The sequence below is a fragment of the Aquirufa sp. genome (genome assembly GCF_044342065.1).
Lineage (GTDB): Bacteria > Bacteroidota > Bacteroidia > Cytophagales > Spirosomataceae > Aquirufa.
Genome location: NZ_JBIIQN010000005.1, coordinates 48522 through 71104, shown reverse-complemented (window position 1 = coordinate 71104; position 22583 = coordinate 48522). Strand labels below are relative to the sequence as shown.

19 protein-coding genes and 1 tRNA gene are annotated in these 22583 nt (G+C 41.3%); 16 read left to right on the top strand and 4 right to left on the bottom strand.

Annotated elements, in window-relative coordinates; all coding sequences use genetic code 11:
* The 6 genes from ppk1 (at position 1) to ACIQZ2_RS03465 (ending at position 8504) form a co-directional block, all read left to right on the top strand.
* Positions 1 to 2289 (top strand): polyphosphate kinase 1, encoded by a 2289-nt coding sequence (ppk1, locus tag ACIQZ2_RS03490; protein ID WP_395767452.1) that lies wholly within the window; start codon positions 1 to 3, stop codon positions 2287 to 2289.
* A 20-nt stretch (positions 2290 to 2309) separates the two neighbouring features.
* On the top strand, positions 2310 to 3548 hold the full coding sequence (locus ACIQZ2_RS03485; protein WP_395767451.1) for a NupC/NupG family nucleoside CNT transporter: 1239 nt from the start codon (positions 2310 to 2312) through the stop codon (positions 3546 to 3548).
* Position 3549: 1 nt separating this feature from the next.
* Positions 3550 to 5499 carry a DNA primase gene (gene dnaG / locus ACIQZ2_RS03480; protein WP_395767450.1) on the top strand — a complete coding sequence of 650 codons (1950 nt, stop codon included), beginning with the start codon at positions 3550 to 3552 and terminating at the stop codon, positions 5497 to 5499.
* A gap of 20 nt (positions 5500 to 5519) precedes the next feature.
* Positions 5520 to 6029: a hypothetical protein gene (locus ACIQZ2_RS03475; RefSeq protein WP_395767449.1), complete on the top strand. Its 510-nt coding sequence runs from the start codon at positions 5520 to 5522 to the stop codon at positions 6027 to 6029.
* 71 nt (positions 6030 to 6100) lie between these two features.
* Positions 6101 to 6985, top strand: a complete 885-nt coding sequence (locus ACIQZ2_RS03470; protein WP_395767448.1) for a hypothetical protein — start codon at positions 6101 to 6103, stop codon at positions 6983 to 6985.
* 4 nt (positions 6986 to 6989) lie between these two features.
* The gene (locus ACIQZ2_RS03465; protein WP_395767447.1) at positions 6990 to 8504 is read left to right on the top strand and encodes a phosphatase PAP2 family protein; all 1515 of its coding nucleotides are present in this window, start codon (positions 6990 to 6992) and stop codon (positions 8502 to 8504) included.
* A 200-nt stretch (positions 8505 to 8704) separates the two neighbouring features.
* On the opposite strand, the gene ACIQZ2_RS03460 is transcribed toward ACIQZ2_RS03465, so the two are convergent.
* Genes ACIQZ2_RS03460 through ACIQZ2_RS03450 form a run of 3 tightly spaced genes read right to left on the bottom strand, consistent with a single transcriptional unit; the run spans position 8705 to position 12061 of the window.
* A complete protein-coding gene (locus ACIQZ2_RS03460) occupies positions 8705 to 9757 on the bottom strand; it encodes a sugar phosphate isomerase/epimerase family protein (protein WP_395767446.1) in 1053 nt (350 codons plus the stop codon).
* 12 nt (positions 9758 to 9769) lie between these two features.
* Positions 9770 to 10915, bottom strand: a complete 1146-nt coding sequence (locus ACIQZ2_RS03455) for a Gfo/Idh/MocA family protein (protein WP_395767445.1) — start codon at positions 10913 to 10915, stop codon at positions 9770 to 9772.
* A gap of 6 nt (positions 10916 to 10921) precedes the next feature.
* Positions 10922 to 12061 (bottom strand): Gfo/Idh/MocA family protein, encoded by a 1140-nt coding sequence (locus tag ACIQZ2_RS03450; protein WP_395767483.1) that lies wholly within the window; start codon positions 12059 to 12061, stop codon positions 10922 to 10924.
* Between the two features lie 270 nt (positions 12062 to 12331).
* On the opposite strand from ACIQZ2_RS03450, the gene ACIQZ2_RS03445 reads away from it, so the two are divergent.
* Both ACIQZ2_RS03445 and ACIQZ2_RS03440 read left to right on the top strand, forming a co-directional pair.
* Complete coding sequence (locus tag ACIQZ2_RS03445) at positions 12332 to 13540, top strand: MFS transporter (protein ID WP_395767444.1); 1209 nt, start codon at positions 12332 to 12334, stop codon at positions 13538 to 13540.
* A gap of 132 nt (positions 13541 to 13672) precedes the next feature.
* Positions 13673 to 14215, top strand: a complete 543-nt coding sequence (locus ACIQZ2_RS03440) for a peptidylprolyl isomerase (protein ID WP_395767443.1) — start codon at positions 13673 to 13675, stop codon at positions 14213 to 14215.
* On the opposite strand, the gene ACIQZ2_RS03435 is transcribed toward ACIQZ2_RS03440, so the two are convergent.
* Complete coding sequence (locus tag ACIQZ2_RS03435; RefSeq protein ID WP_395767442.1) at positions 14190 to 15878, bottom strand: sodium:solute symporter; 1689 nt, start codon at positions 15876 to 15878, stop codon at positions 14190 to 14192. The genes ACIQZ2_RS03440 and ACIQZ2_RS03435 overlap by 26 nt on opposite strands.
* Positions 15879 to 16099: 221 nt before the next feature.
* On the opposite strand from ACIQZ2_RS03435, the gene ACIQZ2_RS03430 reads away from it, so the two are divergent.
* From ACIQZ2_RS03430 to ACIQZ2_RS03395, 8 genes are all read left to right on the top strand, one after another.
* Positions 16100 to 16184 (top strand) — tRNA-Leu (locus ACIQZ2_RS03430).
* 66 nt (positions 16185 to 16250) lie between these two features.
* The gene (locus tag ACIQZ2_RS03425) at positions 16251 to 17591 is read left to right on the top strand and encodes a trigger factor (RefSeq protein ID WP_395767441.1); all 1341 of its coding nucleotides are present in this window, start codon (positions 16251 to 16253) and stop codon (positions 17589 to 17591) included.
* A 132-nt stretch (positions 17592 to 17723) separates the two neighbouring features.
* Positions 17724 to 18431, top strand: a complete 708-nt coding sequence (locus ACIQZ2_RS03420; RefSeq protein WP_315575857.1) for an ATP-dependent Clp protease proteolytic subunit — start codon at positions 17724 to 17726, stop codon at positions 18429 to 18431.
* A gap of 3 nt (positions 18432 to 18434) precedes the next feature.
* Positions 18435 to 19691 (top strand): ATP-dependent Clp protease ATP-binding subunit ClpX, encoded by a 1257-nt coding sequence (gene clpX / locus ACIQZ2_RS03415; RefSeq protein WP_395767440.1) that lies wholly within the window; start codon positions 18435 to 18437, stop codon positions 19689 to 19691.
* A 2-nt stretch (positions 19692 to 19693) separates the two neighbouring features.
* Entirely contained in the window at positions 19694 to 20203 is a 510-nt protein-coding gene (locus ACIQZ2_RS03410; protein ID WP_395767439.1) for a hypothetical protein, read from the top strand.
* Position 20204: 1 nt separating this feature from the next.
* On the top strand, positions 20205 to 20927 hold the full coding sequence (locus ACIQZ2_RS03405; protein ID WP_395767438.1) for an alpha/beta fold hydrolase: 723 nt from the start codon (positions 20205 to 20207) through the stop codon (positions 20925 to 20927).
* Positions 20920 to 21606 carry a (d)CMP kinase gene (gene cmk / locus ACIQZ2_RS03400; RefSeq protein ID WP_395767437.1) on the top strand — a complete coding sequence of 229 codons (687 nt, stop codon included), beginning with the start codon at positions 20920 to 20922 and terminating at the stop codon, positions 21604 to 21606. Before ACIQZ2_RS03405 ends, cmk begins: the two co-directional genes overlap by 8 nt.
* Positions 21593 to 22582 (top strand): NAD(P)/FAD-dependent oxidoreductase, encoded by a 990-nt coding sequence (locus tag ACIQZ2_RS03395; RefSeq protein WP_395767436.1) that lies wholly within the window; start codon positions 21593 to 21595, stop codon positions 22580 to 22582. The genes cmk and ACIQZ2_RS03395 overlap by 14 nt, the downstream gene beginning before the upstream one ends.
* The last annotated feature ends 1 nt before the right edge of the window (position 22583 follow it).

The following is a 22583-nucleotide window of genomic DNA, read 5'->3' as shown; positions in this document are numbered from 1 at the left end:
ATGAGCAACTCAAAATTAGATAAAATTATTAATGACACAGAAGATTCCTCCTCGGGGAATCTTTTGTCATTCCTACAGCCTAAAAACTGGAAGATTAATTTGATGGCTCCACGCGAGGCAAATCGTAAGATTGAGAAATCGATGCAAAAGGCCCATGAGACAATTGGGAAGGCGCGCTATATCTCACGTGATTTATCTTGGTTGAAGTTTGATGAGCGCGTATTGGATCAGGCACGTGATTCGAAGAAGAGTTTGTTTGACCGACTAAAATTTTTAGCCATTACTGCGTCTAATTTAGATGAGTTCTTTACGATTCGGATTGGTTCATTGTACAATTACATTGATTTTGGTAAGGAGCGTACAGATTATTCGGGTTTACGTGAAGTGCCATTTAAGCAAAATTTAATTGCATCTGCGCAGGAATTTAGTCAAGAAAAACACCGACTATTTCTACAAGAAATATTACCACTTTTTCCAGAAAATGGTCTGTTATTGGCGAATTTAGATGATTTGACTCCAGATGAGTTAGCTGATGCGGAGGCATATTTTCATCGGACTATTTATCCGATGTTAACACCGATGGTCTTTGATCATACGCATACCTTTCCCAGTTTATTAGCCAAAACCTTGATTTTTGGTGTAGTGACAGTTGGTTTTGTCGATAAGAAAAACGCCAAAGGGAAATACGAGAAAGACCGTAAAATCTCCTTCGTTCAAATTCCACTTAATTTAACACGGCTATATGTCATTGAACGAGATGATAAGATTTTATTTCTTCCCATTGAGCAGATTATTCGACATTATTTACAAGTCTTGTACCGCAATGTTGAAATTGAATCAACGACTTTATTTCGGATAACGCGTAACGGGGACTTTGATGTGGTGGAGCATGAAGATACTGAAACAGATTTCGTAGATGAAGTTAAGAAGAAGATAAAAGATCGCCGTTTAGGTCGCGTAACACGCGTTGAGGTGGAAGAACATCATTCTGATTTTTTATTAAATGAGATGTTAAAACGTTGGACATTGGAATCCTCTGACATCTTTATCAAGAAAGCCATTCTAGATTTTACCGCTTTTTGGCAAATTCTAAAACATCCCGAATTTAAATCTAAATTAGCCTCAAATCCGTCAGTAGTCCCGCCATTGGGCTTTAAATCGGTTAATATTGGGGATATTTTTGAGACGATGAAACGAGGTGATATATTGCTTCATCATCCATACAACAATTTTGAACCTGTTATTCAGTTGCTTGAGCAAGCAGCTGAGGATTCTCAGGTATTGGCAATTAAAATCACTTTATATCGGATATCTAAAAATTCCCGTATATCAAGTGCCTTATTACGTGCGGCTGAAAACGGAAAGCACGTTTCAGTTTTGTTTGAGGTGAAAGCTCGTTTTGATGAGGAAAACAACATTCGTGAGGCCACACGTTTGCAGAAAGCCGGATGTTTTGTGATTTATGGAATTCCCGGGTTAAAGACACACACGAAATTACTTCAGGTCATTCGGAATGAAGGTTCTCATGTCATGAGTTATGCGCATTTATCATCTGGCAACTACAATGAAGATACAGCCAAACTCTACACAGACTTAGGTTTGTTAACAACTGATTCACGAATTACACAAGATATTTCGGAATTTTTTAATGTAATTACGGGGCATTCGATGCCTACACATTATGAACATTTGATTACCGCGCCTCGTGATATGCGTAACCGAATTATTGAAATGATCGAGGAGGAAGTTGAAAATCATAAGCAAGGAATTCCGGCGGGAATTTGTTGGAAAATTAATTCACTCCAAGATAAGGATACCATGGAAGCCCTCTACAAAGCTTCGAAATCAGGTGTGCCGGTTTTATTAATTATTCGTGGAATTTGTTGTATTAGGCCCCAAAGACCCGGTTTGTCAGAGAATATCTTCATCAAATCCATTGTAGGAAATTACTTGGAGCATAGCCGATTATATTATTTTCATCGCGGTGGAGATCCAAAAGTGTATGGCGGCTCTGCAGATGTGATGGTAAGAAGTTTTGACCGACGGATTGAGTCACTTTTTGAATTGGTGAATCCCCGAGCAAAGCATATGGCGATTACCATCTTAGATTGGAATTTGCGAGATACCGTGAATTCGTACGAGATGCAGGAGGATGGGAATTATTGGAAGGTAGCGAGTAGTGAACCTTTCAACATACATGAAGCTTTTTATGAAATTGCTGAAGAAGATTTAATTGAACAGCTTACCTTTGAAAAATATACCGTCAATTTGACGCAAACAGAAAACTAATTTACACCAAGAACATACAAATGGAAAGATTTACAGGCTTATTGGGGATTGTCTTAATTTTAGGAGTATCCTATTTAATGTCCAATAACCGAAAGGCTATCAATTACCGTACAGTGGGTGTTGGCCTTTTACTTCAAATAGGCCTAGCGGTTTTTATATTGAAAACGGAGACCGGACAGGTGACTTTCCAGTGGTTAGGGGATTCTATTAATACTTTGTTGGGGCAGGCAGACAAAGGAGCTGCTTTTGTATTTGGTTCCTTGGTGGATCGTAATTTAATGTCAAAGGCTTTTGGGCCAGGAAATGAATACATTTTCTTTTTCAAAGTTGTACCTACCATCATTTTTGTGGCGGTTTTAGTGAATATGTTTTATCATTTAGGTGTGTTGCAGCGCGTAGTTTCGACCATGGGCAAGGGCGTACACTGGTTGATGGGCGTTAGCGGAGCGGAGGCTTTATCGAATGTTGCATCGACTTTCGTGGGTCAAGTAGAAGCTCAAATCATGATTAAACCATATTTGAAAAACATGACGAATTCGGAGTTGATGGCCTCCATGACGGGTTCTTTCGCTTGTATTGCCGGTGGGGTTATGGCGGTATATATTTCTTTGGGCGTACCAGCGGCTTATTTATTAGCGGCAAGTTTAATGGCAGCACCCGGAGCATTGGTAATTTCGAAAATTATGTTTCCAGAGACTGAGAAGTCGGAAACACAAGGAATGGTGAAGATGGAAATTAATAAAACGCATGCGAATTTAGTCGACGCGATTGCCGCTGGAGCTAGTGAGGGGTTGAAAGTGGGTTTGAATGTAATAGCGATGTTGATAGGATTTATTGCCTTAATTGCCTTAGTTGATCTAGGTTTAGGTCATATAGGTAATTGGATTAATTTGCCTGAATTATCCATGAATTTGATTTTAGGAAAGGTGTTTTCTGTTTTTGCATTTGCTATGGGAGTGCCTTCTCAAGATGTGGAAGTGGCGGGCGCCTTAATGGGTAAGAAAATGGTGGTGAACGAGTTTGTTGCTTACTTGGATATGGTTAAATTGAAGGAGACCTTAGATCCGAAGACCATAGCGATTACAAGTTTTGCACTTTGTGGTTTTGCTAATTTTTCATCGGTAGCTATTCAGATTGGGGGTATTGGAGAATTAGCACCGTCTCGCCGTTCTGACTTAGCAAAATTAGGCTTTAAGGCTTTGATTGCGGGAACTTTAGCTTCGTACTTATCAGCAACTTTAGCCGGGTTATTATTGTAATATGCGCATTGATCCAGAAACCGTCGAGCGAATAAAGCAAACGGCTGCGGTAGCAGACGTGATCGGGGATTATGTAACGATCAAGAAAAAAGGAGCGAATTACTGGGCTTGTTGCCCTTTTCATGGGGAGAAAACCCCTTCATTTTCTATATCACCTAGTAAGGGAATCTACAAATGTTTCGGTTGTGGAAAGGCTGGAGATTCTGTGCGCTTTATCATGGACATCGAAGGACTTGGCTATGGTGAGGCGCTGCGTCATTTAGCCAAAAAATACGGGATTGATATTCAGGAGGAGGAGATGACTGATGACCAACTCTTACGCCAGAATGAGCGGGAGAGTTTGTTGATCATTTTAGAATATGCCAAAGAATTTTTCAAAAAACAGTTGACAGATTCCGACGAAGGTCGTTCAATCGCCTTACCTTATTTCAAAGAACGTGGTTTTTCTGACGCTACAATCCAAGCATTCGATTTAGGCTACAGTCCCGAAGGGTGGGACACCTTTCTTAAAACGGCTCTTAAACACGGTTTCAGTCAAGAAATTATTGAGAAGGCGGGATTGGTTACCAATAAAAATGATGATGGAAAGGTTTATGATCGCTTCCGTAATCGGGTTATTTTTCCCATCCACAGTGTTGCAGGAAAAGTAATTGCTTTCGGAGCGCGTATTTTAAAATCGGACGCGAAGAACCAAGCTAAATACCTCAATTCTCCTGAGACGGTTGTATATCATAAGTCTGCGACGCTCTATGGCATCGCCCAAGCGAAGAATGAAATCCGCCAGAAAGATGTTTGTTACCTCGTAGAAGGTTATACGGATGTGATTTCCTTGCATCAGGCAGGCATCAAAAATGTGGTGGCCTCTTCTGGTACATCCTTGACAATTGAGCAAATCAAGTTGATTGCGCGGTTTACCAACCACGTTACAGTCCTTTACGATGGCGATTCTGCCGGAATTAAAGCAGCTTTGCGTGGAATGGATTTAATTCTAGAGGAAGGTTTACAGGTTAATTTGGTGGTCTTTCCAGAAGGTCAAGATCCTGATTCCTATGTACGATCAATCGGTAGCGAGGCGTTTATTGAATACATTCAGAAAGAAGCGCGTGATGTGATCTCGTTCCAGGCGAATCTTTTCATGAAAGAGGCAGGGGACGATCCATTTAAAAAATCGGAATTGATTAAGGAAATGGTTCAAAGTATTTCCAAAATTCCGGATGCTATCCAACGCAGTTTGTTTATTCAAAAGACATCTCAATTGATGCGACTGGAAGAGGATGTGTTATTGGCTGAGATGAATAAACTGCATTTGAAAAAAGCGCAGCAAAAATCAATGCCAACAATATCTCCCCAAAACGAAGCGGAGTTACAAGCCTTGTTCGAGCCTGGTCCTGAGGTTGATGCTGTTGTTGAGGTTCAAAATTTGGCCTATTACCAAGAATTGGAATGTATGCGCTTGTTGGTCAATTTCGGCCATTTGGAAATTAGCCCCGAGAAGGCGCCAGGTGTTAGTTTGTTGCAATACCTATTACATGAGTTGGAAGAGGTCCATTTTCAGACCCCCTTATTTAAGGATATTATGGAAACCTGTCGGGCAGAATTTGCACGCGGAGTCATTCCAGAGCCATCGTATTATTTGCACCATCCTCAGGAAGAAGTACAGCGATTTGCGATTGATGCATCCTCCGATAAGCATACCTTATCTGCCGTTTGGCATGACAGACATGAGATTAAAGTGAAAAAGGATGAAGAGCTTTTAGAGGATTTTGCCTACAAAAATATTTTACGTTTACGCAAGGTGTATAACGATCAGCACATTAAAGATGTGATGGATCGCATGGATCAATACGTAGGTGATCCAAATGAAATGAACGATTTATTGCTCGAATTCATTCAATTGAAGGAAATTCAGAAAAATATTTCTCAAGAATTGGGAACAGTTATTGAAAAATAGCGTATTTTCGCCAAGTAATAATGAAAAGAATCCTCTCCATAATGCTATTCTTTGTCCTCCTGTATCAGGCAGGTGGATTTGCATTGCGTTTTATTGCGCAGGATTCAGATAAATTTGTTGCCGGAGAGACCATTGTCGTTGAAATGCCTATTTCATTGCCTTATGCCACGGATTGGGATGTTCCACAAGAAGTTTCTGGTGAAATTCAACAGGGCGATAACTTCTACCAGATGAAGGACCAACAGGTTATTGATGGCAAATTGGTTACGACCTTGGTTTCGGATCAAAGTGCCCGGGATCGTTTCTTGGATTTAGCTGCTCAGATGAATGAGCATATGTCGGACCAACCGGAGAAGGCGCCTGCTAAATCTAAATTAATTAACACCTTAGTGAAAGAATATTGTGCGCATGCGTCTGCATGGGTTCTTTATATTATGGAATGGCCGACTAGTTCATTAGCGCCATCTCATTCCGTTTTAGCTACTACAGCGATCTCAGCTGATTTCTTCTCGCCGCCAAGGCAAGCTTAATTTTTTCGATACTATTCTTTTTCCTTGGATATCAATCCCGGGAAAATCTACGTGTATTTTAAAATTTAAGCATGAAAAATATCTTGATTTTATTTTGCCTTGTCGGAATGATGGGGCAGGCATCGATGGCACAAATGCCGCATGATGCGATCTATATGAACAAAAAGTTAGGTTGTGGGGCTTTGATTTATAGTAATTCCTCTTGGACAAATTACTGGGAAAATCAATTGTTTCGGGATAACCCGAATATCGGTCGGCTTACCACCGAATCTGCTATGGCTATGTTGGCCTACGGAATCACCAAAAAACTCAATGTTATTGCTGCCGTACCTTACGTTCGAACAAATGCTTCGCAAGGTAATTTGATGGGTCAACAGGGACTTCAAGATGCGTCGCTTTGGCTTAAGGCCAAAGGTTATTCAGCTAATGGACTAACCCTGCATGGGGTGCTAGGGCTTAGTGCTCCTGTTTCAAATTACGTACCAGATTTCATGCCCATGTCCATTGGGATCGGTTCGAAGGCTTTCGTTACGCGGGGTATCATCTCGTATGATTTACCGAAGCATATCTACCTAAATTCTTCAATTGCCTATCAAATGCGTAGTAAGGTGCAAGCAGATCGTGATGGATATTTAGCGGGAGATCGTTTTTACAATACATCCGAAGTAGCTGTGCCAGATGCGTTTGATGCCGCTGTTCGGGTAGGTTATTTGAAAAAAGATAATCAGTTGGAGCTTTTTGCGGAACACTTTTCATGTGTGGGTGGCGATAACATTCGTCGGAATGACATGCCTTTCATGACGAATGACATGACGATGACTTCGGTGGGTGTGTATGGTAAGTACCAACCGAAGAATATAGGGGTGAATGCGCGCGTTGCGTACGTTGTAGATGGGAGAAATGTAGGTCAATCCTTGAGTTTGTCGGTGGGCCTATTGTACTTATTTAAACTATAATTCAATGAGATTTTTATATACTTTTTTAGTTTTTATTTTGCTCGCTTCTTGTTCGAAGGAGCTCGATTTGGAGGTGGATAGACCCTATGTGCCGTCCAATCTGGATGCAAGTGCGGGGGCATGGAAAACGTTTGTTTCTTCGGATGTTAACGTGGCTGCTCCTCGTTTGGTTACGGATGCGGCGTATTTGAAGGAGATTGATTCGTTGAAAAAGGTAGTTATTCCTTCCTTGACTGCAGCTCAAAAAACCGCTATTCAATATTGGGGTGCAGGTGCTGTATTACGTTGGAATGAAATTGGTAGAGAATTGGCCGCACGGTACAATCAAGCTCCTGCTGCCAATGCGGCTGGGATTTACCCGGTTCCCAATCCAGCGGATCCATTAGCAGATCCACGTTTCCCTTTTGCGAATCCACCCTATACGGCACGTGCTTTAGCTTATTTAAGTGTGGCACAATACGATGCCTTGGTGGCGGCGTGGAAATTTAAATATCAGTACAATCGCAAGGCTCCGTATGAGGTAGATGCTTCGATAAAACCTCTATTGCCTGTTAGTACGTTGCCTGCCTATCCTTCGGAAGACGCAGTCGTAGCCCAGGCAAGTTATGTGATTTTGTTGGCCATGTTCCCCGGGGAAGGGCCTTTTTTGGCTGGGAAATTAGCTGAGGCAAAAAATGTTCGTCTGTGGGCGGGTATGAATGTGGGGTCTGATGTTTCGGCTGGAACATCTTTAGGCGCGGCGGTCGCGGCTCAGGTGATGTCGCGTGCGAAAACAGATGGGATGAGTGCTTCTAATGATCAAACGGTTGTGCCAGCATTCATTGCATATTCTAAATCTTTGGGTTTTGTGAATCCCTGGGTTAGTCAAGAAATACCGAAGCGCCCACCTATGTTGCCGAATTACGGTACAGTAAAAACATGGAATTTTGACCGTGCTACGATGATTTCTATTCGTCCAGCCATGCCATATTTGGAGGGTTCGGCAGAATTCAAGAAGGATATGGCTGAGTTGGAAGCCATTAATAAAAATCAGACAAGGGCACAAGCGGCAATTGCCAACTACTGGGCGGATGGACCTGGATCGTATACGCCTCCTGGACACTGGCATCGCTATGCCAGCAAAGCTGGTGTGGAAGCTAAATTTTCTGAGGTTCGTATGGCGCGTATGCTTGCTTATGTGGGTACTGCCTTAATGGATGCCGGGATAGCTTGTTGGGAAACCAAGTATTATTATTACAGCCCCCGTCCCCAACAATTTGGGTTAAAAACGTCGGTGGGTTTACCCAATTTCCCAAGTTATACCTCGGGACATTCGACGTTCTCTTTCGCTGCGTCAACGGTACTGAGTTCATTTTTTCCAGATAAAACAAGTTTATTCAATGGCTACGCGCAGGAGGCATCTGATTCACGGGTGTTTGGTTTGATTCACTTTCGAGTAGATTGTACCATGGGAGGGAAGCATGGAAAGTTGATCGGTGATTATGCTGTGAAACGGGCGCAGGCTGATGGTGGTCAATAGGTCTTTATCTATAAGCTGATATTCGGTTCAGCGGTTTGGTTTATCAATATTTTTTAGAAAAATTAGGGGTGGGTGGTAAACGCTGCCGGGGTTAACAACCCCGGCAGCGTTACGCTTTTTTCTATTTTTAGCCCATAAAAAACCCCTTATCCATCCGAATAAGGGGTTTTTATTTGTATTTCGAATTATTCGATTTTAGACTATAGGCCTAAAATCTTCTTATTCAGCTCTTCGTCTGCTCCCGTTCCCGCGAAATCATCAAACACTTTTTCTGTCGCCTTGATGATATGGCTTGAAATAAAGGGTGCTCCTTCCGTTGCTCCTTGAACCGGATCTTTGATACAGCATTCCCATTCTAGAACAGCCCAACCGTCATATCCGTATTGCGTTAACTTCGAGAAGATACTCTTGAAATCCACTTGGCCATCACCTAATGAACGGAAACGTCCGGCACGGTTGATCCAAGATTGGTAGCCACCGTATACACCTTGCTTACCCGTTGGGTTAAACTCAGCATCCTTTACGTGGAACATTTTGATCCGCTCATGATAGAAATCGATGTATTGTTTGTAGTCCAATGCCTGCAAAACGAAGTGCGATGGATCATACAATAAGTTCGCGCGCTTGTGGCCTTTGACCTCATCCAAAAACATCTCGAAAGTCACGCCATCATGTAAATCTTCACCTGGGTGAATCTCATAACATAAGTCTACGCCACATTCGTCGAAGGTGTTCAAAATCGGTAACCAACGGCGTCCTAATTCCTTAAATCCTTGCTCAACTAATCCCGCAGGACGCTGTGGCCATGGATAAACCGTATGCCACATCAAAGCTCCTGAGAATGTCGCATGTGCATTCAATCCCAAGTTTTGAGAAGCCTTAGCCGCATATTTTAATTGCTGCACCGCCCATTCCGTACGTGCCTTTGGATTTCCTTTAACTGAATCCGGAGCGAATCCGTCAAATCCTAAATCGTATGCCGGGTTAACGGCAACTAATTGTCCTTGTAAGTGGGTCGATAATTCCGTGATTTGCAAGCCTTTGGCGGCCAACATCCCTACGATTTCATCGCAATAGGTTTTTGACTCCGCCGCTTTTTGCAAATCGATGCAACGTGAATCCCAAGAAGGAATCTGCACACCTTTGTAGCCCAAAGATGCCACCCACGTTGTGATGCTATCCAATGAATTGAAGGGAGCTTCATCTCCCATAAATTGTGCCAAAAATATCGCTGGCCCTTTGATCGTCTTCATATTGTTAAAGGTTTAGATTTTAACCCACTTTTGTGAGCGTGTTGAATCCAAGATACGCTCGCAAATTAATAGCTCACGGTATCCGTCGGCAAATGTCGGGTATTTTGGATTTTCTGGTTGCTTACCCGCCTCTACAGCCGCGTAAACTTCCTTGAATAGTTGCTTGGATGTATCCGAGAATCCTTCGTTGTGACCTCCTGGGAATGTCATTAAAGCTGTTGCTTCTGGATATGCCAAAGATGGATCGCGCATCAATACTTGATTCGCTTGATCACGGTTACCAATCCACATTTCGTTTGGTGCTTCCGAGTTAAACGCAAATGTTTTGTTTGATCCGGAGATTTCTAATTTCAATTGGTTTTTACGCCCCGCTGAAACTTGAGATACCGTCACACAACCTCGGTTTCCATTGTCGAAACGCAATAGTACGTTGGCATGATCCTCCGTATTAATGGGCACATCGGCATAATCTTCCGGTTGTAACATTTTGCCTGAATACGTTTCTACTGGCTTCAAAGGCTTCTTACGCACCTTGTGAACCGTGTTGAAATCGGCCATAACTTCGACTGTTTTCAATCCTGTAATGTATTCAATGACATCCAATAAGTGAGATCCGATATCCGCAATCGCACGAGAATCGCCCGATTTATCTGGTTCTAAACGCCAGTTGTAATCTGTATTGTAGAATAACCAATCTTGTAAGTAGCTACCGATGATCGAATAAACTTCGCCCAAATCGCCTTTTTCGCGCATGGTTTTCATTTGACGTACCAACGGATAATAACGCAAGTTGAAGTGAACCGCATTCACCAAACCTGTTTTCGCTGCCAATTCCACTAATTCCTCAGCTTCGTGCAGATCTTTCGCCAAAGGCTTCTCACATACCACGTGCTTGCCAGCTAATAAAGCGGCTTTGGATTGTGAATAGTGAAGAAAGTTGGGTGTACAAATGTGTACACATTGGATATCTTCTTGCTTCAATAAGTCTTCGAATGTATACCAACGGCCTATGCCCAATTGTTTTGCTTTCGCTTCAGCCAACTCGATGGTTACTTCACAAAGTGCAGCAACCTCAATGTTAGGTAAACGGCGTAGAGCCTCAATGTGTGCGGGTCCGATAAAACCGGTACCTACGATACCTACTTTAATTTTCGTCATGATCTATTATATTTCAAATTTTGTCCATTTATTTTGGTTGTCTTTGGCAGAACGAACCACGTTCTCAATGAAGGCCATACCCATGATTCCCTCGTCAATGCCTGGGAAATCGTACATCGGATCTTGTGGCTTTCCTGCCCAGCGAGCTCTTACTGCGAAGGCAAAATTACGGTAGATATTCGCAAACGTTTCTACGTACCCTTCTGGATGTCCGGCCGGTTGGCGTGAATGCGCATTCGCCGCCGCCGATAAATTACCCACCGCCGTACGAATTGTTCTTGCACCCTCATCACGCGTACGGAAGGTCAAGGTATTTGGCTCCATTTGATGCCACGTAATTCCTGCTTTACTTCCATATATGCGGATGTTTAGATCGTTTTCTTCTCCATTGCAGATTTGTGAGCAATGTAGAACACCTTTGGCACCGTTATTATAATGAAGCAAAATATTGCCATCATCATCTAATAATCGCCCTTCAACGAAAATTGTCAAGTCGGCGCATAGCTCTGTAATATGCAATCCGGTAATGTATTCGATTAAGTTTTCGCAGTGCGTTCCGATATCCCCGATCGCTCCCGCAGCACCGCAACGTTCTGGGTCTGTGCGCCACGCGGCTTGTTTTTGACCGGTAGCTTCCACTAAATCGATCAACCAGCCTTGTGGATATTCCACAATAATCTTGCGAATTTCGCCTAATTGGCCCGAATCAACGAGGTGTTTTGCCTCTTTGACCATCGGATATGCGGTGTAATTATGTGTCAAAGCGAAGATTAACCCCGTTTTTTCAATGATTTTTTTCAGTTCTTTCGCCTCAGCCAAATTCAACGTTGCCGGCTTATCGCAAACGACATGGAATCCATTTTCTAAGGCAAATTTAGCCGCAGGAAAATGTACGTGATTGGGCGTTACAATAGAAACAAAGTCCATGCGCTCGCCTTCAGGAAGTTCTTTTTCCTTTAGAATCATCTCTTCATACGAACCGTACACACGGTTTTCAGGAAGATATAAGGCTTCACCTGTTGCTTTGGATTTGTCTGGATTGGAGCTGAATGCGCCACAAACTAATTCGATTTCGCCGTCTAATTGCGCACCTCTGCGGTGCACGGCGCCAATAAAGGCTTCGGTACTTCCACCGATCATGCCCATTTTTAATTTTCTTCCTCGCCGACTGGCTGCGGTCGTGGATGTTCCACCTTGGATCATATGTTGATAGATTTAGATACTTACAAAAATAGGGCTTAATTTGATTAATTTACCCTTTATTGTCTGTAGTTTTTTGAAAATTATTCAAAATAAATCGCATTTATCGCCGGAATTCGAAAATCTTTTTGTTTTTTTGGTACGATTTTTCTTATGAAGAATTTAATTTTTTGAAGATTGCAAATTCTCTAAACATTTAACTAAAACTAATCTATTATGAATCAAACTGTTAATGCCAATCGTTTATTCTTGGCGTCCTGTTTTGCGTTAATTACGACTGCTTTCTCATTTAGTATACGGGCTGGTATTTTATCACAATTAGGTACTGAATTAAGTTTGACCAATGAGCAATTAGGTCAAATTAGTAGCATGTGGTTTTTGGGTTTCCCGATTTCCATGATTTTGGGTGGTGTTTTCTACACATCAATTGGCCCGAAGTTGATTATGCAAATTGCTTTAGTTGCACATGCTGTGGGTATTTTGTTGACTATTTTTGCTGTTGACTACAATACTTTGTTAATATCTACTTTGTTAATCGGAATTGGAAATGGTTGTACGGAAGCGGCGTGTAATCCCATGATTGCCGATGCCTACACAGGTAACGAGATGAGTAGTAAGTTAAATCGTTTTCATATGTGGTTCCCCGGTGGAATTGTGGTAGGTTCTTTGATATCAAAGTTTATGACCGATGCAGCCATGTCTTGGCAGTCACAAGTTTGGGTAATTATTATACCAACTGTCATTTATGCTGTTTTATTCTTTGGTCAAGCTTTCCCTAAGCCAAAGGCTGATGCTAGTTCGACTATGGATAGTTTTAAAGCTATGTTAAATCCATTGTATTTATTTATGGCGGCTTGTATGGCATTAACAGCTATCTCAGAATTTGGTCCTCAGCAATGGGTAGGTCCTATTTTGGCAAAAGCAGGTGCTAGTCCGATGTTAATTTTAGCCTTGGTGACTGGATTGATGGCTGTGGGTCGTTATTTTGCTGGTTCCATTATTGCCAAAATTAATACAGTAGGTGTGTTGTTAGCCTCTGCTTTATTTGCATTGGCAGGTTTATATATGATGAGTACGATGTCTGGTACTACTTTGTACTTTGCAGCCTTTATCTACGCGTTAGGTATTTGTTATTTCTGGCCAAACATGTTGGGCTATGTTGCTGAAGCAATGCCTAAAACAGGTGCTTTGGGTTTATCCATTATGGGAGGAATTGGGATGTTCTCTTCTTCTATGTTTCAACCAATTATTGGTGGTTGGATCGATAAGAACAAGGCAGTCGCCGTTGGCAGTGGATTAAGTGGGGATGTTGCAGATTTAGCAGCTGGCCAAGCAACCCTATCTAATATGTTGCTTTTCCCAGGTATCTTAATCGTAGCTTTTGCAGGCCTTTATTTCTTCGGAAAGAAAGCTAATCACGCTTAATCAATTACTTGGTAAATTTCAAAAGGGAGCCTCGGCTCCCTTTTTTTTGTCCTAATTTCCGCCTAGCTTTGGCAATCCTCCAAGGTTTGCCAAAGCTAACGTATGCGGTATCTTTTTTTGTTCATTTTTTGTATGGCCTGTAAACCCAATTACCATGTAGATCCATCCCAAGTGGAAAAGGATCTGCGTGCCCAAGCCGCGCAATATCCAGAAACCAAAATTCAAGGCGAAACCCGACTCGGAAATTTTGAAATTACCCTAGCCGAAGAAACGCCCCTTCATCGCCTTAATTTTGTTCGCCTTGTTAAAATGGGTTATTTCAAAGATCGCTATTTCTATCGCAATGTCTATGAAATAGGTATGCAGGGTGGGGGAGAATTTCGTGATCGCTTGGCTTACCTCGTTCCAGCGGAATACCCAGATCATTTGAAACCCGAACGCGGAACCATCGCGATGGCACGCTACGATGAAGGGAATCCTAAAAAATCATCGTCACCCACCGAGTTTTTCATCATCACGAATACCGAGCAAGCCGCGCGTTTTTACAAACAGTATGTGGTTTTTGGGAAAGTAACAAAAGGTCTAGCGGTCATCGACTCCATACAAAAACAACGTTCATTTGACGAAAAACCCGTTATTCCGGTAAAGTTTAACTTGTCTTTGTTGAAGGACTGATTAGGCTTGAAATCCCTGCAAAGGCCATGACCAATAAGCATCCAAGGACATTCAGCCATAAAAATGCCATCAAATCAATGTACCAGGCATAAATCACAATGGCTTCAGCCACAAGTGCAGCCCAAAATACCTGATTTCCAGAGGTTCTAGGTAAATAAAAGGCACATAAAAACACACCCAAAATCGTTCCATAAAACCAGGATCCCAGTATGTTAACTACCTCAATTAAACTTCCCATGTTAACAGCAAATTGAGCGACAATCAAACAAAGAATTCCCCAGCCGAGTGTAATCAATTTAGATACCCACCAATAATGCTGATTGGAACCCTCCGTATGAAAAAAACGCTGGTAAATATCCACCATACTCGTTGATGTAAGTGACCCAAAAGCTGATGCCATCGATCCCATGGAAGCCAACAATATCATAGCGATTAGAAAGCCTACTATCCCAATGGGCAAATGATCTGTGATAAATCGCAAGAAAACATAATTGGTATCTTGTTCTTCAAAATCTGAATGTGTTTTTTTGATTTCGTCAACAGCTTTTGAACGCAATTCTTTTTGCTTCAGCTGCAAGTCTTGAATGGAAGATTGTAATTGCTGTGTCCTAGCTACGTCATTGGTTTTAATGGCCTGAACCAAAGCAACCTCTTGTTGTTTTTTTGCCTCAAATACATTTCGATGTTCCGCATTTACCTGTTTGTAATTCGCTTGCTGACTCCATAATCGCTCTGAATTTTTATTGAAAAATATAGGAGCCTCTTGGAACTGATAAAAGATGTACACAAATATCCCCACGAGTAGAATCAAAAATTGCATCGGAATTTTTAGGAAGCCATTGAGCAATAGCCCTTTCTTACTTGCCGTGGCAGACTGCCCAGAAAGATACCTGCCAACTTGGCTTTGGTCCGTTCCGAAATAGGATAACTGAAGGAAAAAACCCCCAATAATTCCTGACCAAATATTATAGCGATTGTTGATGTCAAATTTCCAATCAATCAAATTGATTTTGTCCATTTTTCCTGCGATTAGCAAGGATTCATGCACCCCGATTTCTTCAGGTAACTGGTGGATAATTAGTACTGCCGCAAGAAACATGCCGGCTAAAACCACGGACATCTGTAACATTTGGGTATAGGAAATGGCCTTCGATCCGCCCATCATACAATACGTTGTAACCAGTGTTGCCGTTAACGCATTCGTCCAAGATAAATTCCACCCCAATAAAGTTGACAAAATGATGGATGGTGCCGCTATCGTTACCCCGGTGGATAATGCCCGAGGAATCAAGAATAATAAACTGGTTAAGACTCTTGTTTTGGAATCAAAGCGCTGTTCTAAAAACTGATAAGCTGTATATACTTTGAGACGGTAATAATTCGGTATAAAGGTTACAGACAAAACAATCATGGCAATAGGTAAACCTAAATAGAATTGCACAAAGCGCATTCCATCCGTATACGCCTGACCCGGTGCAGATAAAAAAGTAATGGCTGATGCTTGGGTAGCCATTACTGAAAGCAATACATGGTACCAAGGTAATTCACGGTCGGCCAGTAAGAAACCTTGCAATGAATGTTTGGTCTGCTTTCCACGGTAAATACCGTACATGACGATTCCCCCAATGGTACTTACTAATACAATCCAATCAATAAGTGTCATCGGCTATTTATATAGGTAACTGAAACCAATGAAGAACATGATAAGACCTATGAGGAATATTCCGAGCGAAATATACCAATTCGTCCATTTAGGAGTTTGTTGATGTGATTCAGTTTCCATTTCTGTGGTTTACGCTTTGAAATTACATATAAATCGTTGATTATTTTGAAAACCCTATTGGAAAAATACATTTTGCTTCCTACCTTTGCAGTCCAAATTACGCGGGTGTGGTGGAATTGGTAGACATACCAGACTTAGGATCTGGCGCCGCGAGGCATGGGGGTTCGAGTCCCTCCACCCGTACCAAGGCAAGCCCTCAACACCGTTAGGTTTTTGAGGGCTTTTTTTAATTGAATAAACAAATAATTCCATATGAACATTTCACTCAATAAAGCAAGTGATTTACAAGGTCGTTTGACCGTAGTTGTAACTGAGGCTGATTACAAAGAGAAGGTTGAAGCTAAATTGAAAGACTACCGCAAAAAGGCATCAATCAAAGGTTTTCGTCCAGGCATGGTTCCGGCAACTTTAATCAAGAAATTGTATGGTCAGTCTGCCTTGGTGGATGAAATTAATCACGAATTAGGTCATGCCGTTAGTGATTATATCAAAGAAAATAAATTGAACTTAGTAGGAGAGCCTTTGCCAGCTGTAGAAGAGGCAGATGCGATCGACTGGGAAAAAGATACTGAATTTACTTTTCATTATGATTTAGGTTTTCACGGTGATTTCACGGTTGATTTAGCTAAAATGAAAGCGATTCAGTCGTATGAGATTAAGGCCGACAAGAAAGAAATCGATGAAACGATTGAAAACCTGAAAAAGCAATTCGGTGAGCAAACGCATCCTGAATCAGTTGAGGATCGCGATTTAATTTTTGGGACATTCACACAAGGTGACTGGGTTGAGAAATCAGCTATTCCCATGCATGCGATTCAAGATAAGTCTAAGAAAGTATTCATAGGTGCTAAGAAAGACGATACCTTAAAATTTGCTATTGACAAGGTGTTTGTTGACGCCAAAGCATTGGCATTAGCGACAGGTAAGAAAGAAGAGGAAGTAGCTGAATTAAAAGGTGAAGTTTCTTTTGTGGTTGAAGATATCACGCGTCAAGTGCCTGCTGAAATGAATGTGGCATTTTTTGATAAGGTTTTAGGACCGGGAAAAGCAACGGATGAGAAATCTTTCCGTGCAGAAGTTGAAATCATTGTCAGTGAGAATTATGCCCGTGAAGCAAAGTATTTATTGCGTATCGATGCAGAAAAGGCAATTTTAGAAACCGTGAAAATTGATTTGCCTGAGGCATTTTTACGTACATGGTTGATCCGCATCAATGAAGGTAAATTTACGCCAGAGCAAATTGATCAAGATTTTGATAATGTTAAACGTGATATTCGTTGGAACTTAATCAAAAATGAAATTGCGGAGAAATTCGAGGTAAAGGTTGATTATCCAGAGGTTGTTGAAAAGGCAAAAGATATGGTACGCCAACAGTTTGGTGGTTATTTATCTTCAGACCAGCCGGGTATTGAGGAGATGATTGAGAAAATTGCGATGGGTTATTTAAGCGATAAGTCGAAAGGAGATAACTTTATGAATTTATACAATCAAGCATTCTCTGATAAAGTTGCGACTGCCATTGTAGAAAACATCCCCAATAAAACGACAAAAATTGATGTAGAGAAATTTAAAGCAATCGCTGCAGCGCTTTAATTTACCCTCTGTCACATTATTTTGCAAAACCCCGCTAATTGCGGGGTTTTCTATGAACTAAGGTTCGTACATTTGTGTTTTGCGTATTTAATGCCAAAATATTTTAATTTTGATTTTTAAACATTGAATTATATGTATCCAAAGGAATTATCAGGTGAAGAGTTTCGTAAATACGCCGTTCATCACCGTGGACTAAATGGCTTAGCTGTTGACCAATACATGAATCACATCGGTGATCGTCCTCTTCACCAGATTGAAGATATGACGCAATACATCATTGAGGAGCGCCCGATGCGCTTTGCTCAAATTGATGTATTCTCCCGATTAATCATGGACCGTATCATCTTTATGGGAGTTCCTGTAGATGATTACATGGCCAATATTATCGTTGCTCAGTTATTGTTCATGGAATCTACAGATGCTAAAAAAGACATTGTCATGTATATCAATAGCCCTGGCGGATCTGTTTATGCTGGTTTAGGGATTTATGATACCATGAATTACATCCGTCCGGAAGTAGCAACGGTATGTACGTCTTTAGCGGCATCTATGGGTGCTGTCTTGTTGGCAGGTGGTGCAGCTGGAAAGCGTTCGGCATTGGAGCATGCACGTGTAATGATTCACCAGCCTTCAGGTGGCGCTCAGGGTCAATCACGTGATATCGAAATTACAGCACGTGAAATCGTAAAAATTCGTCAAGAATTGTATGAAATTTTAGCCAAGCATTCAGGTAAAACGTTCGAAGAAATTGAGCGTGATTCTGATCGGGATTATTGGATGAAAGCGGCCGAAGCGAAAGAGTATGGTCTGATTGATGAGATTTTAACCCGTACTGTCTAATTCATGGCAAGTAATAAAAAAGTAAGTTGTTCATTCTGTGGACGAACTAAATCGACGATTGAGAGCAATGAAGGGATGTTGCTTTCTGGAATTGAAGGTCACATCTGTAATAGTTGCATTCAGCAAGGGTACGAAGTAATCAAAGAGGAGTTAACTACACCTTCGGTTTCATCTCCCTCGAAGCATCAATTTGAATTAGTTAAGCCCAAAGACTTAAAGGCCTATTTAGACGAATATGTGATTGGTCAAGAAGAGGCCAAACGCCATCTTTCAGTGGCCGTTTACAATCATTATAAGCGTCTGATGCAACCGGTTTTAGCGGATGATGTGAAGATTGAAAAATCCAACATATTAATGGTAGGGGAGACTGGAACAGGAAAAACCTATTTAGCCAAAACCCTTGCTCAAAAATTGCAAGTACCATTTTGTATCGCGGATGCGACAGTGATTACGGAAGCAGGATATGTGGGGGAGGATGTGGAAACGATTTTGACGCGTTTGCTTCAAGCAGCTAATTACGATGTAGAAAAAGCCGAATGTGGTATCGTATTCATTGATGAGATTGATAAAATTGCTCGTAAGTCCGATAATCCATCTATAACGCGGGATGTGTCAGGTGAAGGGGTCCAACAAGCTCTTTTGAAATTATTAGAAGGTTCAATTGTTAACGTACCGCCGCAAGGTGGACGTAAACATCCGGATCAGAAAATGATTGCGGTGAACACAGAAAATATTTTGTTTATCTGCGGAGGAGCTTTTGATGGCATTGATCGCCATATTTCAAAGCGTTTAAACGCGCGCCCGATTGGTTTTTCAGGAGATGATTCGTTTCACGAATCTTTGGAGAAAGACCAAATCATGAAATACGTTTCTGCACAAGACTTAAAATCATTCGGTTTAATTCCTGAATTATTGGGACGTTTACCGGTAGTTACGTTTTTGAATCCACTGGATGCAAAAGCCTTGTTGTCAATTTTGACAGAACCCAAGAATGCCTTGGTAAAACAATATGAAAAATTGTTCTCGATGGAAGGGGTTGCTTTGCATTTTTCAGCTGATGCTTTGCGTTATATTGTTGAACAGGCGATGCAGTATAAATTGGGTGCTCGCGGATTGCGTTCCATCATGGAAGCCATCATGACCGATGCCATGTTTGAAATTCCATCACAATCCGAGTTAACAGAATTTACAATTGATTTGACATATGCCAAATCGAAGTTTGAAAGAACCGTATTTCACCAAATGAAAGTTGTTGCTTAATTATGAACCGGATCCTTTTATTTTGTTTTATTTCATTTTTCGCTTTTTCCTGCGTAAAGAAAACAGTTGCGTCATTTGCGCCAAGTCCCTCGACTTCAGATGTCACTAAAAAGGTGTTGGAAGAAGAGAAACAGATGGTGGTGACTGAATTAATGCCAACCCGTCAAGCCAATCAAACATCCCCCATTCAAGGCGAGCAAAAGAGCGTGGAGGAAGTATTTACAATAAAAAAAGTGTTGGCTTCATCTAAGAACCCCAAAGAATCAACGCAAGAACACGTCGACCGTATTATGGATTCGACACCGAAAATCCAGAAAAGTATAAAGGCTTCATTTAATAAGAAAAACGCTCAGGTTCATGGACCTCAAAATTGGGCACCTCAATTGAAAATTGGTTTGAGTTTGTTGGCCATTGGGGTTGTACTTGCTGTTTTTGGATTAGGTTTTGTAGGAGGACTCGCAGCATTTATTGGGCTGTTATTCACAATTGTTGGACTTTTGGTTACCTATTAGCATGAGACCCTTGTTGGTTTTTTTGCATGGTTTTGGTGAAGACGCTCGCATATGGCAGGATTTTTTTCCTGAAAAATTTGCTGATTATGAAATCCATGTGCCAAATTTTGCTTGTTGGTCAAACTGCCACAGTATTGCTTCCTATGCAAGTAAAATTGTTTCAGAGATTCCTACGAACATCCCATTCATTTGTATTGGACATTCCATGGGGGGATATATCGCGTTGGAAATAGCCCAACAATTTCCGCAGCGTACGAAAGCGATTGTTATGCTCCATTCGACACCATTACCGGATTCGCTAGAAAAAAAAACACAAAGGCTTAAGACTGTTGATTTCCTGCAAGAACATGGATCTGAAATCTTTATTCGGTCCTTTGTAGCTAATCTTTTTGCACCTGACTTTGTAAAAATAAAGCGTGACTTGATTGACCAGCTCATTTTTCGATATCAAAACATAGATGTTATGGGATTAGTAGCTGCGACACGTGCCATGAAAGATCGACAAGATTTTCAAGAATTTATTCGGTATACTTCAATTCCTTTTCTGTTTGTTTTAGGTGAAATAGATCCATTGATTCCCCCCTCAAGCATTGTGGGCTTGTTGGAAGGAAAAGACCAACATAAATTTGTAATTTTGCCTGGCGTAGCTCATCAAGGTTGTTATGAAGCTTCCGAGCAAACCTTTTTGGTTATAAACCAATTTTTAAACGAGATACATGTCTAAAATTATCGTAGCCTTGGATGGCTTTTCTTCATGTGGAAAAAGTACGACGGCTAAACGAGTGGCGGCTATTTTGCATTATGCATTTGTCGATACGGGTGCTATGTATCGGGCAGTTGCCTTGTATTTTCATCGCAATCAGGTCGATATTACGAATTTAGAAGCTGTGGCAGATGCCTTGGAGCATGTCGATATTTCCTTTCAGTTCAATCAACAGAGGCAGGCGTCTGATACGATTCTGAATGGTGAGAACGTGGAGGTAGAAATTCGCAAGATGTACATTTCTGAATTGGTTAGCCAAGTGGCTGCGATTACGATTGTACGACGCGCTATGGTGGCTCAGCAACAAAAAATGGGAAAAAAGAAAGGTTTGGTAATGGATGGGCGTGATATAGGTACTGTCGTTTTTCCAAATGCTGAAGTGAAGATATTTATGACAGCTCAGCCACATATTCGGGCTCAAAGAAGAAAGTTGGAACTCCTTCAAAAAGGAGAAGATTTGCCGCTAGAAGATATAATTGAGAATCTTCGCATGCGAGATGAAATAGATTCTAATCGGGAAGAGGGACCTTTGAAACGTGCTGATGATTCAATTGATTTAGATACATCTTTTCGTAGTATGGATGAACAGGTAGATTTTGTCTTAGCGCAAGTTGAACGCGTAAAACGTGAAAATAAATAAGCCTTATTTAATTGTTGGCCAAGGGCTTGCTGGTACCATACTAGCACATCATTTCCATGAGGCTCAAATCCCTTTTCAGATTTGGGATTCTCCATTGCATTTTAATTCATCGTATGCGGCAGGCGGAATATTCAATCCGGTTACTGGTAGAAAACTTGAGAAAACCTGGTTGGCCGATGATTTATTCCCCTATTTATTTGAATTTTATACTCGGCTTGAAAAGCACTTGAATACATCTTTTTTTCACCCGATGCCCCTTTTTCGTCCGTATGCCAACGATGAGATGAAAGGCTGGCTAGAAGAAAGGAAAGATCAAATAAATCACGAATTTTTGGATTGGACTGATCAAGGTGTTTGGGTCAGTCAAGCCGGTTGGGTTGATGTAGCCACTTTGCTGCGTCGATCAAAAAGTTATTTTGAAAGTCATGGAATTTATTTTTTAAGAACCTATCAGGAACAAGATTTTGTCAATTTTGAAAAAGTAATTTTTTGTGAGGGTTTTCATGCTGTACATAACCCCTTGTGGGCGAAGCTTCCTTTTTTGCCAGCCAAAGGAGAATTAATTCGTTTCAAATCGGATGAGCCATCAAGCGAACACATTCTTAATAAGAATGGATTTGTCCTCCCTTTAGCGGATGGCCACTTTAAAGTCGGAGCAACCTATCGATGGGATGAATTCAGTCAAACGCCAACGGATTCATCGCGAGAGGAGTTGATTGGGAAATTAACCAGTATGGGCGTAAGTAAATTTGAATTTTTAGATACTTTTGTGGGCATTCGTCCTGCAACACAAGACCGAAGACCTTTCGTTGGCTTTTTGCCAGAAAAACCGCTAGGGATTTTTAATGGATTTGGTTCAAAAAGTGTTTCCATTAGCCCGTATTTTGCAAAAGCTTTTATTCAAGAAATACGAGGAGAGAAAGAACTTGATTTCGAAGTTTCAATTCGTCGATATTCGCATTTATTTTCGGTATAAA

What these genes read in the sequence shown, in the direction of transcription:
- ppk1 (WP_395767452.1), top strand. Translation starts at nt 1, where the DNA reads ATGAGCAACTCAAAATTAGATAAAATTATTAATGACACAGAAGATTCC.
- ACIQZ2_RS03485 (WP_395767451.1), top strand. Translation starts at nt 2,310, where the DNA reads ATGGAAAGATTTACAGGCTTATTGGGGATTGTCTTAATTTTAGGAGTA.
- dnaG (WP_395767450.1), top strand. Translation starts at nt 3,550, where the DNA reads ATGCGCATTGATCCAGAAACCGTCGAGCGAATAAAGCAAACGGCTGCG.
- ACIQZ2_RS03475 (WP_395767449.1), top strand. Translation starts at nt 5,520, where the DNA reads ATGAAAAGAATCCTCTCCATAATGCTATTCTTTGTCCTCCTGTATCAG.
- ACIQZ2_RS03470 (WP_395767448.1), top strand. Translation starts at nt 6,101, where the DNA reads ATGAAAAATATCTTGATTTTATTTTGCCTTGTCGGAATGATGGGGCAG.
- ACIQZ2_RS03465 (WP_395767447.1), top strand. Translation starts at nt 6,990, where the DNA reads ATGAGATTTTTATATACTTTTTTAGTTTTTATTTTGCTCGCTTCTTGT.
- ACIQZ2_RS03460 (WP_395767446.1), bottom strand. Translation starts at nt 9,757, where the DNA reads ATGAAGACGATCAAAGGGCCAGCGATATTTTTGGCACAATTTATGGGA.
- ACIQZ2_RS03455 (WP_395767445.1), bottom strand. Translation starts at nt 10,915, where the DNA reads ATGACGAAAATTAAAGTAGGTATCGTAGGTACCGGTTTTATCGGACCC.
- ACIQZ2_RS03450 (WP_395767483.1), bottom strand. Translation starts at nt 12,061, where the DNA reads ATGGGCATGATCGGTGGAAGTACCGAAGCCTTTATTGGCGCCGTGCAC.
- ACIQZ2_RS03445 (WP_395767444.1), top strand. Translation starts at nt 12,332, where the DNA reads ATGAATCAAACTGTTAATGCCAATCGTTTATTCTTGGCGTCCTGTTTT.
- ACIQZ2_RS03440 (WP_395767443.1), top strand. Translation starts at nt 13,673, where the DNA reads ATGGCCTGTAAACCCAATTACCATGTAGATCCATCCCAAGTGGAAAAG.
- ACIQZ2_RS03435 (WP_395767442.1), bottom strand. Translation starts at nt 15,878, where the DNA reads ATGACACTTATTGATTGGATTGTATTAGTAAGTACCATTGGGGGAATC.
- ACIQZ2_RS03425 (WP_395767441.1), top strand. Translation starts at nt 16,251, where the DNA reads ATGAACATTTCACTCAATAAAGCAAGTGATTTACAAGGTCGTTTGACC.
- ACIQZ2_RS03420 (WP_315575857.1), top strand. Translation starts at nt 17,724, where the DNA reads ATGTATCCAAAGGAATTATCAGGTGAAGAGTTTCGTAAATACGCCGTT.
- clpX (WP_395767440.1), top strand. Translation starts at nt 18,435, where the DNA reads ATGGCAAGTAATAAAAAAGTAAGTTGTTCATTCTGTGGACGAACTAAA.
- ACIQZ2_RS03410 (WP_395767439.1), top strand. Translation starts at nt 19,694, where the DNA reads ATGAACCGGATCCTTTTATTTTGTTTTATTTCATTTTTCGCTTTTTCC.
- ACIQZ2_RS03405 (WP_395767438.1), top strand. Translation starts at nt 20,205, where the DNA reads ATGAGACCCTTGTTGGTTTTTTTGCATGGTTTTGGTGAAGACGCTCGC.
- cmk (WP_395767437.1), top strand. Translation starts at nt 20,920, where the DNA reads ATGTCTAAAATTATCGTAGCCTTGGATGGCTTTTCTTCATGTGGAAAA.